Raw genomic sequence first — 14,834 nt, forward strand, 5'->3', positions numbered from 1 at the left:
GATAAACACCCCTCATCCGAGGCCTTCGGCCCCACCTTCTACCCCAAGGGGAGAAGGGTCAGCGCAACTCCACCTGCCGCGCCCCTGCTGGAATAACCAACTCGTCGCCTGCCCACGTCGCCGCACGGCCGTCGATCCGCACCCGTTCCGGCCGCCCCTGCCCCGCAGGCCATTGCAGAACGAACCCGCCCGGCGGCGTCGCCCCGCCGCCCAGGGTCAGCACATAGGCCGCCCCCTGTTTGCGATAGGCGTAGGTCAGCGACCCATAGGCGGTGCGCAGGTCCTTCACCCCCACGCCCTCCTTCGTATCCAGCCAGGTCTCAGGCACGCCCGCCGCCAGCACCAGGGCGTGGTCGCGGTCCCGCTCATAGGCGAACAGGTCCAGGGCCGAACGGATATAGTCCGAGCTGATCCAGGCGTGGGGCATGTCGCCGATGAAGCGCGGCTCGCGCTTCTCGCGCCCCACGACTTCGGCCCAGCCGTTCCAGGCCTCGGGCCGACGGTCGGCCATCAGGAAGTCCAGCACCGCCAGGGCCCGGTCCTTCTGACCCAGCCGCACATAGGCGCCGACCAGCCGCCATTCGTAGGGGGTGTAGTCCTTCCACGCCGTGCGATTGGTCAGCCGGTTCTGGAAGTTTTCCCAATAACGGTCAAAGGTCCGCGCCATCAGCTCGGGCGGAAGATTATCCTGCTCGCCCGACGGCGACAGGGCGATCGTGGTCGAGGTGGCGTCGAAATCGCCACGGTCGGCGGCGCCCGCGATCCAGTCGATGTCGTGATGTTCGGCCGTCGCGGCGATGGAGGCGCGGATGTCGGCGGCGAACTGATCCCGCGCGGCGGCGTAGCGAGCGGCGGCCTCGGCGTCGCCCAGGGTCTGCGCGATGAAGACCGCGTCCTTGTAGCCCAGCAGGCCCCAGAAATCGTCCCAGTAGGAATAGGCCGCTTTGTCCGAATAGCCTTCGTGGCTGATCGTCGGGGGCAGCAGGCCGTACAGGTGGCGCTGGTCCGGCGTCTGGAAAGCGGCGGTGCGGGTGGAGGCGCGCAGGTCGTCCATATAGGCGATGGCCTTCTGCACCTGGGGCCAGACCTGCCGCAGCAGGGCCTCGTCGCCGGTGTAGCGATAGGTCTCGGCGGCCAGGAAGACGAACTCGCCGTGGCTGTCGTTCTCGGGCACCGGATCGGCGCCGCGCGCATCGACGCAGCAGGGGACCTTGCCGTTGTCGAACACATAGGGGGCGTACCAGCGCAGATAGTCGGCGGAGTGCTCGGCCATGCCCAGCCGGTTCAACCCCTCGGCCATCATGGCCCCGTCGCGGATCCAGGAGCGGTTGTAGCTGCGGGTGCCGGGCTGGAGGATCGGCCCCTGACGCGACATCAGCATATGGGCCAGCGACGACTTCAGCGCGTCCTCGATCCGCTGGGCGGCGGGCGGCAGGGTCAGGTCCACCCGGTCCAGCTTCTCGCGCCATTCCGCCGCCAGCGCCTGTTCGGCCTGATCCAGCGCGGCGACGCCCTGCCCCGCCTGCGGCTGCGGCGCCTCACCCGCCAGCGGCGACAAGAAGCCGAAGGTGCGCGTCTCGCCGGGTTGAAGCGTCACCTCATACAGCAGGGCGCCGGCCGGCAGGTCTGTAGCGTCGGACACCACGACTGGCGTGTCGGCCGGGCGTCGCGCTGACGGCAACATCAATGATTGAGGATCAGCCCCTGTGTCGAAGCTCGAAGCCGCCACGGCGTCCGGCGCGCCCAGGGCCTGGACCCGGACATCGTCGTTCAGCGTCAGGGTGCCGCCGTCCCAGGCGATCCGTTCGACCGGCGCCACGCCGCCCGGAATGGCCAGGAACTGCACGGGTCCATTCACCTGGAACGGCCGCGCCATCAGGGCCAGGGTCAAGCGACGCGGCCGGTTGGAGGTATTGGTCAGGTCATAGCGGCCCCACAGACGCGCCTGGCCCGGCGCGCCGTCGGCGAAGCTGGTGATCTTCAGCGTCCAGTCGTCGGCGGTCCAGGTGACCGAGGGAATCGGCAGGTCGTCGTCCCTCAGCCCCTGTTCAATATTGACGTCGGCCCAGGTGATCAGTCGCCCGTTGTCCACGACGAAGGGTTCGATGCTGGGGCCGGCGCGGCGCAGTTCGATGGCGCCGTCCTCGCCGATCAGACCGCTCTCGCCGCCGCCGTCCACGCCGACCAGGGTCCAGTAAGGCTGTTCCCCGAAGAAGCCGCGCGGATAGAGGCCGCGCCGGTTCTCCTTGGCCACCGCCTCCACGAAGGCTGTGGCGTCTTCGCCGAAGGCCAGGGGTTCGACCTCGATCTCGTTCAACGCATAGGTGGTCGCCTGCCCTGCCCCCAGCCGCTGACCGGCGCCGGAGGATCCGACCACGTCCGAGGCGGGGACCGGCTTCAGCGGCTCCAGCCGCAGCCAGCGGGCGGTCGTCTCGGGCGTGCGCAGCCAGTCGACGCCGCCGTTGCCGCCCTGCACGGATGTCAGCTCACGCCAGTCACGTCCGTCGGTGGAGGCCGAAATCCGATAGTCCGCCGCCGCGCCGCGCTCGCTCCACCGCAGGGTCAGGCCGCCGAACTCGCGCTCATAGCCCAGGTCCAGCGTCAGCGCCGACGCCTCGCCCACAGGCGGGGTCCAGGCGGTCTTCAGGTCCAGATCGACGGCGTTGGCGGCGGTCGTCTGCGCCCGTCCATCGGCGGCGACCGGCTGCGGCGGCACCGCCGGATCGACCGGCAGGGCGCGCAAGGCGAGTTGGTCGATCTCGACCGCCCCCTTGCCGCCGTCGGCCGCGACCACGACAAACTCGACCCGCTCGGCGCGGCGCAGCACCGTCTCCGGGCTGGGCCCCCAGGCCTTGGACACTTGGCGGCGCTTGATCACGAACTTCGTCCAGCCGTCGGGGAAGTCGTACCGAGCCGTCTGTTTCCACCAGACGTTCTCGGCCGAGGCGTCGGTCAGCTTGACCTCGAAGGTGTTGATCGGCCCGGCGCCGCGCACCCAGAAGCTGATCTCGTAATTGTCGGGCAGGTCGAACGGCAGCGGCCGGCTGAGCACCGCATAACCGGCCTTGCCGTCGAAATCGTAGTCGAGCCGGACCGCCCGTCCGTCATGCCCCGCCACGGCGGAGACGGCGGCGTGAACGTCGGTCGAGGCGCTGGCCTCCCACCGCGCCGCGTCGTCCATGCTGTCGAGCACGCGCGTGTCCTGGGCGACGGCGGGGGCGGCCATCAGGGCGGCGCTGAGCGCGAGGGCGGATGTCAGGATACGCATTCGGATTACTCCAATGAGCCCCCTCGTCGTCATCCTAGGCCTTGTGCCTAGGATCCAGAGACTCCGTCGAAACCGGGGACGCACGTCCGCCACCGGGAGTCTGGATCCTCGCCACAAGGGCGAGGATGACGATTATTGAGGGGTGGGTCGTTTCAGGTTCACCCCTTCACGCTGCCCGCGAGCATGCCGCGGATGTAGTAGCGTTGCAGGGCGAGGAAGAGGATCAGCACGGGCGCCACCGTGACGACGGCGCCGGCCATCATCAGTTCGATGTCCTGCACATGTTCGCGCGACAGGGCCGCCAGGGCGACCGGCAGGGTATAGTTCGACTGATCCGTCAGGACGATCAGCGGCCACAGGAAGTCGTTCCAGCTGCCCAGGAAGACGAACAGACCCAGGGTGACGATGATCGGCTGCAGCGTCGGCAGGACGATGCGGCGGAAGATCTGGCCTTCGCTGGCGCCATCGATCCGGGCGGCCTCCAGCATCTCGTCGGGAATGCTCAGCGCATACTGGCGCACCAGGAACAGGCCGAAGATCGAGGCCAGCCAGGGCACCAGCGCCCCGGCATAGGTGTTCACCAGCCCCATCCCCTTCAGCATCAGGAACAGCGGCAGGGTGCCGATCTGGGCCGGCACCACCAGGGCGGCGACCAGGAATTGGAACAGCCGCTCGCGCCCGGCGAACTTCAGCTTGGCGAAGGCGTAGCCGGCCGGAACGGTGAAGCTGAGCGCCAGGATCGTCGCCAGGGTCGCCAGGGCGAAACTGTTCCACAGATAGCGGCCCATGCCCTGGTTCAGGAACAGGTCCTGATAGTGCTCCAGCGTCCAGCGCGACGGGACCAATGGCGGCGGGAAGGTCGCCGCCTCGCCGGTGGGCATGAAGCTGACGGACGTCATCCAGACCAGAGGGAACAGGACGATGAGCGCGATGAGGGCGACGGCGAGGTTGAGGAAGATGGAGCGGATTTTCACTGGTACGCCCCCACCCGCTTGGCGACGGCCAACTGGACCAGGGTGATGGCCAGGATGCACAGGAACAGGACGAACGCGACCGCGCTGGCGGAGCCCAGGTTCCACCATTTGAAGCCTTCCTCGTACATGAAGTAGAGCACCGTCACCGTGCTCTGGGCCGGCCCCCCTTGCGTCATCACATAGGGTTCGGCGAACAGCTGGAAGAAGCTGGCGACGGAAATGATCGAGACAAGCAGCATGGTCGGCGCGATGGCCGGCAGGGTGACATGGCGGAACTGTTTCCACGGCCCGGCGCCGTCGATGCGGGCGGCCTCGTACAGGTCGTCCGGCACGGTCTGCAGCACGGCCAGGAAGATCAGCATATTGTAGCCGAAGATCTTCCAGACCACGAACATCAGGATGGCGGGGATCGAGGTCGAGGGCTGGCCCAGCCAGTCCACCGCCGGCAGGCCGATGCTCTCCAGCCCCCAGTTCATGACGCCGTAGCGGGTGTGCAGCAGATAGCGCCACACCACGGCCGTCGCGACCAGGGTGGTGACATAGGGGGCGAAGAACATGACCCGCCAGATCGGCCGCCACTTCACCACCCGCGCATTCAGGATCACCGCCGCCGCCAGCGAGGCCGCAATGGACAGGGGCACGCCCAGGACCGCGAAGGTCAGGGTGTTCTTCATCGCCCCCCAGAACAGCGGATTGGTCATCAGCCGCTCGTAGTTCTGCAGGCCGACGAAACGCAGATTGTCCAGGTTCGCCAGGGCGTAGATGTCGAAGTCGGTCAGGCTGAGCAACAGGGCCGCGATCACCGGAATGGCGAAGAACAGACCGATGGCGATCATCGCCGGGGCGACGAAGGCCCAGGCCGCGCGTTCGCGTGCGCCGCGTCCGCGGGAGGGTTTGACCTTGGCTAATGTCGGATCGGCGACGGTCATACGGCCCTGCCCTGTTCCATCATCCAGCGGCGTTTCTCAAGCAGCCGGTCGGCGCGGCGGTCGATCTCGGCGGCCGCAGTCTCCGGCGTATATTCACCGCGCACCATCCGTTCGGCGACGATCTGCATCTCGGTGACGATCCGCTCCCACTCCGGCACCTTGGGCACGGCCTTGGCCCGCTCCAGCTGGCCCCGGAAGGGCGCCAGCATCGGGTCGCGCTCGACCTGGGCGATGTCCCAGGCGCTCTGGCGCGCCGGCAGGTCGCCGACGATGGTGTTGAACCGGGCCTGGACGGCTGGTTCGGACAGATAGCGAACCAGGGCCCAGGCGGCCTCCTGGTGCGGCGAAGACTTGAACACCGCCAGGCTGGACCCGCCCGGCGCCGAGGCGCCCAGGCCGTTCGGTCCCGGCACCCCGGCCGTGGCCCAGTTCGGCTGGAACGACGCCGGCAGGCGCGAACGGAAATCGCCGACGCTCCACGGGCCGGAGAAATAGAAGCTGAAATAGCCGCGCGCGAACTCGGTCCAGACGTTGGATATCTGGGCCGCCGAGGCCAGGGGGGCCAACCCCTCGGCGAACAGGCTGCGATAAAAGGCCAGGGCCGCGACGAAGCCGGGGTTGGAGAAGTTGCCCCGCGTATTGCGGTCGCGCAGCAGCGGCTCTTCGGTCTGCAATCCAAAGGTCAGCAGTTGCTCGAACTCGTTCAGCGGCAGCAGGATGGCGAAGTTATCGCCGCCCGCCACGCGCTTGATCCCGTGCATGGCCCGCTTCCATTCGGCCCAGTCCTGCGGCGGCGCCCCAAAGCCCGCGCGGGCCAACAGGTCGGTGCGGTAAAACAGCAGGCGCGTGTCCACATACCAGGGCGTGGTCATGGCCTGGCCGGCGACTTGATTGGTCTCCAGCACCGCCGCGAACTGGTCGGTCAGCAGGTCGGCGGCGGCGGGCGGTGTCGGCGACAGGGCGCCGATGGCGGTCAGTTCCGCCACCCAGGTGTTGCCGATCTGGCTGACGTCCGGCAACGACGCCCCGGCATAGGCGGTCAGCAGCTTTTCGTGCGCCGCCGTCCACGGCAGGGGCTGGACCGCGACACGGACGCCGGGATTGCGCCGCTCGAACTCGGGCATCAGTTCGCCGACCGTCCCGCCCTCGTTTCCCATGGCCCAAAAGCGCAGCACGGTTTCGCCGTCCCGGCGCGGCGTACAGGCCGCCGCCGCGCCGCCCGCCAGCAGCGCCAAGGCCCCGCGCCTGTGCGGGCCAGAGGTCATGCGTCCAGCCAGCCGCCCGTGAAGCCCGCCGTCTCCAGCGCCTTACGGATGTGCGGCTCACCGCGCATATAGCGCCAGATAAAGTCCGAGCGGTGGTTCTCGGTCATGCCGACGATGGGCCCCTGGTCGATGCCCAGATAGTCGCCGTCCACCCAGCCCACGCCGTCCACGAGCTTGCCGTGCTGCAACGGCCCGTCGCGCTGGGTCAGGGTCGGGTTGAAACTGTCGAGGAAGCCCCACTCAGTATAGATGCCCGCCCCAAACCGGCTCTTCATCGCCTTGATGCAGGGCACGACGATCTCGGGCGCAAAGGCGATGGAGCTGGCCGCCGCCGTCGGCGCGATGGTGCCGTCGTCGCGCTCGCCCGGGCCACGCGCCGAATAGCTGAAGAACTCGCGTTCGACGCCGTTGATCGTCTGTTTGAAATCGCCCGGCCCGTCGCAGGCCGTCAGCCCCCAGGTCTCGGACGAATAGCCGGCCCACTGGCCCGGATTGTCGTGCCCGTATTTCTGCTGGGCGTAGACCGCGCGGCGGCTGTTTTCGAAATAGTCCAGATATTCGCCCAGTTGCGCCGTCTGCCCCCGCATCCAGGCGTCCTGGATGCCGCGGAAATCGACGAACATATGGCTGTACTGATGGCCGAAGATCGGCGCGAAATTCAGCTGCCAGCTGCCCCAGCGGTCGGTCCAGCTCTCATCATAACTGGCGGCCCATTCGTGCCAGACATTGACCGAGACGGGATGCGTCGGGCTGCCTATGGCCAGCAGCAGGATCAGCATGCCCTCGTTATAGACGTTCCAGTCCGAGGGAATGAAGCCGCTCTCGGGATGCCAGCCCATGGTGATGCGGTTGTCGCGCACCACGGCCCAGGGCCATTCGATCCGCTCATAGAGGGCCTGGGCCCGGCTGCGAATCTCGACCTCGTCAGGATGGTCGCCGTCGAAATAGCGGGCGGCGAACAGCATGCCCGCGATCAGCAGGGCGGTATCGACGGTGGAGAGTTCGTTGGTCCGATACCGAAGCCCCGTCTCCATATCCAGGAAATGATAGAAGAAGCCCTTGTGCCCCGCCGTGCCGCTGGCCTCCGGCCCCTGCGGCAGGCTGTGGAAATAGCGGATGGTGGTCAGGGTGCGCTCGCGCGCCTCGTCGCGGCTCATCCAGCGCCGCTCGACGCCGATGGGCCAGCAGGTCAGGGCGAACCCGACCGCCGCCACCGAACAGAAGGACGGCGTGGGCCAACGATCCGGCGTCAGGCCGGTGCGTCGATCCGTGACCTTCTCGAACCAGCGGAAGGTGCGCTCCTGAAGCTCGTCGATCTCGCGATCCAGCCGCAAGGGCCGCCGCTGCGTGCCGTTCACCGCGCCTGTCCCCTGCTGAGCCGCCACCGCTTCCTGCGCCATCGCCCCCGCCGGAAAGCCGACAGCCAAGGCCGCCGCTCCAGCCGTCGTTCGCATCAGGAAGTTTCGACGGTTCATGGGCACGCTCACACTTGCAGGTCGAAAAAGAAAGGCCGCCGTCACGCATGGCGACGGCGGCCCAAGCTCAGAGGGATTTAGAAGGAATAGCGCATGCCGACCTGGAAGCTGCGGGTCGGCAAGTACTGGGATGTCGGAGCGCCGAAGCGGGCGTTGTTGTAGCCCCCCTCGAACCCGTTGTAGTTCTTGAAGTTGAAGATGTTGATCGCATCGACGATGAACTCGACGCGCTGGCCGCCGAAGACATCGAAGCCCTTGGTCAGGCGCAGATCAACCTGGCGGAAGGCGAAGTTCAGACCCGGGAAGAAGGCCCGCTTTTCGGGACGGCCGCCGTTCCAGCAGATCGCCGGGCCATAGGGTGACGCGTCCGGGCAATCGAAGACATTGTACGGCAGGCCCGAGCCCAGGGTGACGATGCCCGACAGCAGGAAGTCCGCCGGCAGGCCGAGGGTGCCGGACGCCACCAGACGGTGACGCTCGTCCGTCGCCGAGGGGAATTCGGGCGAATAGCCGGGTGTCGGATAGTCGAAGTCGAACGCCACCGTGCCGTTGTCGCGGCTGCCGTTCTGGGTCGCGTCCATATAGGTGTACGCGATGTTGAGACCCCAGTTGTCGTCGGCGTTATACGGCTTGTCGGCTGTGAAATAGATCGCCTTGAAGTCACGCTCCTTGTCCTGGTTCTGGAAGAAGACCGTGTCGTTGTACTGGGGGAAGCCGACCGAGGTCGGGGTCGGGCCGATGTTGGCGTTGACGTCGGGGTTCAGGACGTTGGCCTTGTACCATCCGGACTCGTTTTCCGTATGGCCCAGGGCGAAGGTCAGCGAGGTCTGGAACACGCCGACCTTCTGGCGGACGCCGAAGTTGAACTGATCGGTACGGGGCGGTTCAGCCTCGTTATTGATGAGGAAGATTTCACCCCTGCCCTGCGAAGCGGCCAGCAGCGGATCCAGGCCAGCCGGCGTCAGGTACGACGGATCCCAGGCGATGCTCGGCGCCGTGATCGGTGAACCGTCCGGATTGGTGCCGGTCCGGACCGGGGCGCCGTCCTCCGAGAAGTAGATGGTGCGGTTGAACTGATTGGGCTTGAACCGCTCGTCCACGGCGAAGTTGAAGCCGAGACGATCGTAGTACCGGCCGGCGCCGCCGAAGATCACCGTGCGCTCGTCGCCGTAGACGTCGTACGAGAAACCGATCCGAGGCTGGAAGGCGCCCTTGAAGGCCTCGCGGTCGCCGTCGGAGATATAGTCAGCCGGGTTGAAATAAGCCGGGAAGTCATAGCCAGGCGAGTTTTCCAGCGCCGCGAGCATGTCGCGGATTTCCTGCGGCGTCTCATAATCGTTGTTGAACGCGTTGCTCTCGTAATCCCAACGAATGCCGAGGTTCAGTTCCAGCTTGTCGGTGATCTGCCAGTCGTCCTGGATATACAGGCCGATGACGTCGTTATCGACATCGACGGACGGCAGGGGCGAACCCAGGTTCACCAGGACTGGAATATCGGTACTGCCGTTGATTTCCGGGCGGCCGTCCACGTCGAAGACGAACTGGGGATTGCGACCGAAGAAGCGATCCAGACGATAGTTCTGCATCGAATATTTGGCGCCCATCTTGACCGTGTGCAGGCCCATCCAGTTCAGGTCGGTGAACGTCAGGTCGTCGCGGAAGGTGTAGCTGGTCTGCTGGTTGAACTGGCTGTCGCCGCGACCGCCGGTGTTGAAGACGGTCGAGTCGCGATTGTTAACACTATATTGGAAGCCGTCCGTGTCCGGATCCTCGTCGCGGAAGATCACATATTCGCGGCCGTAGGAATCGAAGTTCTCGGCGGTGTTGGTGTAGCTGAACTGGAAGAAGTCGAAGCTGGCCTCGTTCAGGAAGCTGCCGCCCTGGAACTGGTGGCGAGCATTGATCGAGGTCGTCTCGCCCTGGATCGACGTGGCGCGGTCCGGTCCGTTCTGGCCGCCGACGTCGCGGATGTCCTCCTCGGTCCGGTACTGGCCGCTGATCTCCAGCCGCTGCCGGTCGTCGATCTGCCACGACAGCTTGCCGAAGTAGAGGTCTTCCTCGAACGGCGTCGAAAAGGTGCCCAAGTCGTCCTGGAACAGGTTCTCGTACTCGGTCCGGTTCAGGAAGGTCTGGGCCGCGCGGGTCTCGTCCTTGCGCTCGTAAGAGCCGAAGAAGTGCAGCCGATCCTTGATGATGGGGCCGCCCAGCGACACGCCGTACTGCAGCCGCTCAAGGTCGGGCTTCTCGTCGCCGCGACGCTCCGAGAACACGTCCTGGGCGATCCAGTCCTGGTTCTGATAGCTGCCGAACACCTCGCCGTGGAATTCGTTGGTGCCCGAGCGGGTCACGGCGGTGATGATGGCCGATCCCGCCTGTTCGTACTCGGCCTTGAAGTTCTGGCTGATGACGCGGAACTCCTGCACCGCCGCCTGCGGGAAGGGGTTGCCGCGGCTATCGTCCTGGCCGGCCGCGCCGCCATCGATGATGGTGGACTTCTGGTTCTGGCCGTCGATGAAGATATTGATCGCCTGGGCGCTCTGGCCGCCGGCGGAGATGGTGCGCTCGGTGTCGCCCTCGGTGACCCGCAGGCCGGGCGCCAGAGCGGCGAAGTTCAGGAAGTTGCGGTTGATCTGCGGAAGGTTGTTGATCTGCTGCTGGGTGACGTTGGTGGCCACTTCCGGCGTGCGGACTTCAAACACGCGGCGCCCGGTCACGACGATGTCGCCCAGTTCGGCGACGCCTTCGCCGCCCGACGCGCCTGTGGCTGCAGTTGCGACATCCAGATCCAGCGTGCCGACCTGGCCCAGGCCCAGCGTCACGGTGTCTTCAGCCGCCTGACCATCCGCAGTCGAGACTTGAACGCGATAGGTGCCGGGTCGAAGCCCGGCGAACACGTAGCGACCGTCCGCGCCGACGGCGGCGCGCACGACATAGCCGGTCGAGACCTCCGTAGCGGTCACCGTCGCACCGGACTCCACCGTCGCCCCATCATAGACCGCGCCCCGCAGGGTCGTGGTGGCGTTCTGCGCCTGAGCCGCGCCCGTAAAGGCCATGCCCAGCGCGATGGCCGAAGCAGCGGCCAGCGCGGCCTTACGCGTGTTGAACTGGTTCATCCTGAGCTCTCCCCTCCTGATGGGATTGGCTGGCAGCGACATGGCTGGTCCTCACCCGTTGTTGGACGCGACGGCTGCAGCCGTCGCGGTTGATTGGCGTTCGACCAGGATCGGGCGAACGATTTCGCAAGCGGTGTTCGGGGCCTCGGCGCCGTGGCCGGCCTGGACCAGGCCGATCAGGCGTTCGACGCCTCGACGGCCGATTTCCGCAATATTGACGCGCATCGTGGTCAGCGCCGGCCGCACCAGGGCGGCGATCGGCACGTCGTCGAAGCCCACGACGGCGATGTCTTCGGGACAGCGGACGCCCGCCTCCTGGAAGGCCAGCAGAGCGCCGACGGCCATCATGTCGTTGGCGGCGAACACCGCATCGGGCCGCTCGTCCAGCGCCAGCAGCTGCGTCGCCGCCCGGTGTCCGGAGGCCTGGGAGAAGTCGCCCTCGACGATGATCGGCGCATGACCGTCCAGCGCGGCGGCATAGCCTGCGGCGCGCGTGTCGGCCTCGACGTTGCCGCCCGCACCGCGAATGTGGGCGATGCGGCGGCGTCCGGTGGCGATCAGATGTTCGACCGCCGCGACCGCGCCGCCGTGGTTATCGACGACGATGGCCGCGCGGCCTTCCTCGGCCGTGCCGCTGTTCATCAGCAGCACCGGCATGCGCCCGGCGAACTCGGCCGCCAGGTTGGCCGCGCCGACGTGGGGGGACAGCACGATCATCCCATCCACCCGCCCGCGCATCGAGCGAACCGCAGCCAGAGTGTCCTCGGCGTCGTCGTGCGAACTGGACACGATCAGATGTTTGCCGTGCGCCCGCGCCGCCAGGTCCATGCCCCGGATCAACTCCGAGAAAAACTCCCCGAACAGGTCGGGCAGGATGACGCCGATGGTGTCGTTCTTGCTGGTCGACAGGCTGCGGGCGCCGAAATGCGGCACGTAGCGAAGCTGTTCGACGGCGTCGAGGACGCGCTGGCGGGTCGCGTCCGACGTGACGCCCAGGCCGTTCAGCACGCGCGACACCGACGCCACCGACACCTGCGCCCGCTCTGCCACGTCGCGCATGGTGGCGGCCCTGGCGAGAGGCGCAGCCTCATGCCGGATCGACGGCGCGGCGGTGGGCGCAGCCATGTCCAAGTCATCGTCTCCCTGAGCCGAACCGTCCCGGCCCTCTTCTCGAAGGTCCGTCGATACACTGATGTAAGCGGTTACATGACATAGGTGCAATGTTCCCCGCAAGCGTCAGTGCGCCATCTTTCGCCAGAATTCATCGCATGGCCAAGCGTTGCCGGAGTGCGTCCCCAGCCCATGATCGGTCGACAACGCGTTGAATTTGCTGATCACCATCGCCGCACAGCCCTGTCGGGGACGGGCGAGGCAGAGTGGCGGAAATGCGACATTGTCGCACCGCCGCGCCCTATCGAGAATCAGCAGGCGAAGGACGTCAGCCGGCGTCCAGCTCCGCCAATCGCCCGCGCAGCATCTGCAGCATGGCCGAGAAATCGCGCCCGCCATGACCCAGTCCGTCGAACAGGGCGTACATCGCCTCGGCCTGGGCGCCCAGGGGCGTCGAGGCGCCGGACTTAGACGCCGCGTCCTGGGCCAGCTTCAGGTCCTTCAGCATCATGGCCGTGGCGAAACCGCCTTGGTAGTCGCGGTTGGACGGCGCCGTCGGCACGGGCCCAGGCCAGGGATAGTAGCTGGTCACGCTCCAGCACTGGCCCGACGACTTGGACGCGATCTCGAAGAAGCGCTCGGGGTCCAGACCCAGTTTCTCGGCCAAGGCGATGGCTTCGCACGTGCCCAGCATCGACACGCCCAGCAGCATGTTGTTGCATATCTTGGCCGCCTGCCCCGCGCCGTGGTCCCCGGCGCGGATGGTGATGCGGCTCATGGGCTCAAGCGCCGCTTCGACGCGCGCGAAGTCGCCCTCGTCACAGCCGACCATGAAGGCCAGCGTCCCGGCTTCGGCCGCCGCCGTCCCGCCCGACACGGGCGCGTCGGCGAAGGCGTAGCCCGCGCCCTTGGCCAGGCCCGCCACCTTGCGCGCCGTCTCCACGTCGATGGTCGAACAGTCCAGCAGAAGCGCGCTGGACGGCGCCGCACCGATGATCTGCTCCGAATAGACCTTCAGCACATGCGGTCCGGCGGGCAGCATGGTGATGACGACCTCGGCGTCCTTGACGGCCTCCGCGACCGATGCGGCCGCAACGCAGCCGGCCGCGCTGGCCCGCTCCAGCGCCTGCGCCGACAGGTCGAAGGCGGCGACCTCATGGCCCGCCTTGGCCTGGTTGGCGGCCATGCCGCCGCCCATGTTTCCCAGGCCGATGAAGGCGATCTTGGTCATGGTCTCTCTCCCTATGTCGGCGTCGCGGTCAGGCCAGCGGCGTCCATTTTTCATTGTCCGGCAGCGGCGCAAACAGCGCGTCCAGCGTCGCATCCGTAACGCCCGACAGGTCCGCCGGGGACCATTTCGGGGCATTGTCCTTGTCCACGATCACGGCCCGCACGCCTTCCTGGAAGTCGTGGGTCCGCACGACCCGGCCGCCCAGCGCATACTCCATCGCCATGTTGTCGGCGAAGCTGTTCAGCGTCGCCCCAGTCCGCAACTGGCGCAGCGTGACCTTCAGCGACTGCGGCGACTTGGTCTTCAGCGTCGCCAGCTGCGCCATCGCCCAATCCGACCCGTCGGCTTCCAGCGCCGCAAAGATTTCCTCGACCGTGTCGAAAGCGAACAGCCGGTCGATGGCCTCGCGATGGGCGTCCAGCGGCGCCGTCCCCGCATCGCCGGACACGCGGTCGGCGACCGCTTCCGGATCAGCCGGTGCCGCCAGCAGTTCGCCGGTCAGGGCGCCAATCGCCCCGCTGTCGATGAAATGGGTATGGATGCCCAGCGCCACCGTATCCGCCGCCTTCAGCCGCGCCCCGGTCAGCGCCAGCCACACGCCGGTCTGCCCCGGCAGGCGCGGCAGGAACCATCCGCCGCCCACATCGGGGAACAGGCCGATGCCCGTCTCCGGCATCGCATAGGTCGTCCCCTCGGTCGCGATTCGCACCCTGGCCGGCTCCGAAATCCCAACCCCGCCGCCCATGACGATCCCGTCCACGATGGCCGTGATCGGCTTGGGATATTCGAACATCAGATGGTTCAGCCGGTACTCGGCCAGGAAGAAGGCCTTTGCCTCCGAGGCGTCCCCCGCCCCGCTCTCGGCGATCATGCGGATGTCGCCCCCGGCGCAGAAACCCCGCTCGCCGGCGTGATCGATCAGCACCGACTTCACGGCCTCGTCTTCGCGCCAGGCCAGCAGCGCCTCGGTCATGATCTCGCACATCGACCGGTTCAGCGCATGGATCGCCCTGGGCCGGTTCAGCGTGATCCGTCCGACGCCGTTCTCGATCCGTGTGAGGACTTCGGGTTCGGTCATTGGGGAACGGCTTTCTCTTGCGCGACGGCTAGATAGGTGCGCGCAGCGACATACATCGCCACCCCAAAAGCCAGAAATTCTAGATAGGGCGGAAGATAGATCCAGGTGATCTCGCCAAGATCAGATCCGCCCCAGGACAAATAGATAAAAGCCTTCCAGCCAGCCAAAGCCAGTATCGCAACGCTCGGTCCGGCGAACAAAAAATGGCGTGGAGCGCCGCCTGCAAGACGACTGATCCACCAACCCACACTCAGCAATGGGATGCCGATAGCTCCAGTCGCAATCGCCAGAAAGGCGAAATCCATGAGGCGAGGCGACTTCAGCGCGAGCAGATCCCCGTCCATGCCGGTCCTGAACTGATAGGCCCACAAAACACCGGCGGCGCTCAGCA

10 protein-coding genes are annotated in these 14,834 nt (G+C 66.8%); all 10 read right to left on the reverse strand.

The features are described 5' to 3' along the window. Positions 1-58: 58 nt before the first annotated feature. Positions 59-3,268, reverse strand: a complete 3,210-nt coding sequence (locus ACODSC_RS07310) for a discoidin domain-containing protein (protein ID WP_488813183.1) — start codon at positions 3,266-3,268, stop codon at positions 59-61. 158 nt (positions 3,269-3,426) lie between these two features. After that, entirely contained in the window at positions 3,427-4,242 is an 816-nt protein-coding gene (locus ACODSC_RS07315; RefSeq protein ID WP_488813184.1) for a carbohydrate ABC transporter permease, read from the reverse strand. After that, positions 4,239-5,171 (reverse strand): carbohydrate ABC transporter permease, encoded by a 933-nt coding sequence (locus tag ACODSC_RS07320; RefSeq protein ID WP_488813185.1) that lies wholly within the window; start codon positions 5,169-5,171, stop codon positions 4,239-4,241. Before ACODSC_RS07320 ends, ACODSC_RS07315 begins: the two co-directional genes overlap by 4 nt. Continuing rightward, positions 5,168-6,436 carry a sugar ABC transporter substrate-binding protein gene (locus tag ACODSC_RS07325; protein WP_488813186.1) on the reverse strand — a complete coding sequence of 423 codons (1,269 nt, stop codon included), beginning with the start codon at positions 6,434-6,436 and terminating at the stop codon, positions 5,168-5,170. The genes ACODSC_RS07320 and ACODSC_RS07325 overlap by 4 nt, the downstream gene beginning before the upstream one ends. Next, positions 6,433-7,911 (reverse strand): glucoamylase family protein, encoded by a 1,479-nt coding sequence (locus ACODSC_RS07330; RefSeq protein ID WP_488813187.1) that lies wholly within the window; start codon positions 7,909-7,911, stop codon positions 6,433-6,435. The genes ACODSC_RS07325 and ACODSC_RS07330 overlap by 4 nt, the downstream gene beginning before the upstream one ends. Before the next feature lie 77 nt (positions 7,912-7,988). After that, a complete protein-coding gene (locus ACODSC_RS07335) occupies positions 7,989-11,024 on the reverse strand; it encodes a TonB-dependent receptor (RefSeq protein ID WP_488813188.1) in 3,036 nt (1,011 codons plus the stop codon). Between the two features lie 51 nt (positions 11,025-11,075). Beyond that, positions 11,076-12,149 (reverse strand): LacI family DNA-binding transcriptional regulator, encoded by a 1,074-nt coding sequence (locus ACODSC_RS07340; protein ID WP_488813189.1) that lies wholly within the window; start codon positions 12,147-12,149, stop codon positions 11,076-11,078. Between the two features lie 313 nt (positions 12,150-12,462). Then, positions 12,463-13,419 carry a 3-hydroxyisobutyrate dehydrogenase gene (gene mmsB, locus ACODSC_RS07345; RefSeq protein ID WP_488813190.1) on the reverse strand — a complete coding sequence of 319 codons (957 nt, stop codon included), beginning with the start codon at positions 13,417-13,419 and terminating at the stop codon, positions 12,463-12,465. Continuing rightward, positions 13,394-14,443: an enoyl-CoA hydratase/isomerase family protein gene (locus ACODSC_RS07350; protein WP_488813191.1), complete on the reverse strand. Its 1,050-nt coding sequence runs from the start codon at positions 14,441-14,443 to the stop codon at positions 13,394-13,396. Before ACODSC_RS07350 ends, mmsB begins: the two co-directional genes overlap by 26 nt. Continuing rightward, positions 14,440-14,787, reverse strand: coding sequence for a hypothetical protein (locus tag ACODSC_RS07355; RefSeq protein WP_488813192.1), 348 nt, complete (start codon positions 14,785-14,787; stop codon positions 14,440-14,442). Before ACODSC_RS07355 ends, ACODSC_RS07350 begins: the two co-directional genes overlap by 4 nt. Between the last annotated feature and the right edge of the window lie 47 nt (positions 14,788-14,834).

It is taken from the genome of Brevundimonas sp. FG128 (genome assembly GCF_057809775.1).

What these genes read in the sequence shown, in the direction of transcription:
- ACODSC_RS07350 (WP_488813191.1), bottom strand. Translation starts at nt 14,443, where the DNA reads ATGACCGAACCCGAAGTCCTCACACGGATCGAGAACGGCGTCGGACGG.
- ACODSC_RS07325 (WP_488813186.1), bottom strand. Translation starts at nt 6,436, where the DNA reads ATGACCTCTGGCCCGCACAGGCGCGGGGCCTTGGCGCTGCTGGCGGGC.
- ACODSC_RS07355 (WP_488813192.1), bottom strand. Translation starts at nt 14,787, where the DNA reads ATGGACGGGGATCTGCTCGCGCTGAAGTCGCCTCGCCTCATGGATTTC.
- ACODSC_RS07310 (WP_488813183.1), bottom strand. Translation starts at nt 3,268, where the DNA reads ATGCGTATCCTGACATCCGCCCTCGCGCTCAGCGCCGCCCTGATGGCC.
- ACODSC_RS07330 (WP_488813187.1), bottom strand. Translation starts at nt 7,911, where the DNA reads ATGAACCGTCGAAACTTCCTGATGCGAACGACGGCTGGAGCGGCGGCC.
- mmsB (WP_488813190.1), bottom strand. Translation starts at nt 13,419, where the DNA reads ATGAAAAATGGACGCCGCTGGCCTGACCGCGACGCCGACATAGGGAGA.
- ACODSC_RS07340 (WP_488813189.1), bottom strand. Translation starts at nt 12,149, where the DNA reads ATGGCTGCGCCCACCGCCGCGCCGTCGATCCGGCATGAGGCTGCGCCT.
- ACODSC_RS07320 (WP_488813185.1), bottom strand. Translation starts at nt 5,171, where the DNA reads ATGACCGTCGCCGATCCGACATTAGCCAAGGTCAAACCCTCCCGCGGA.
- ACODSC_RS07335 (WP_488813188.1), bottom strand. Translation starts at nt 11,024, where the DNA reads ATGAACCAGTTCAACACGCGTAAGGCCGCGCTGGCCGCTGCTTCGGCC.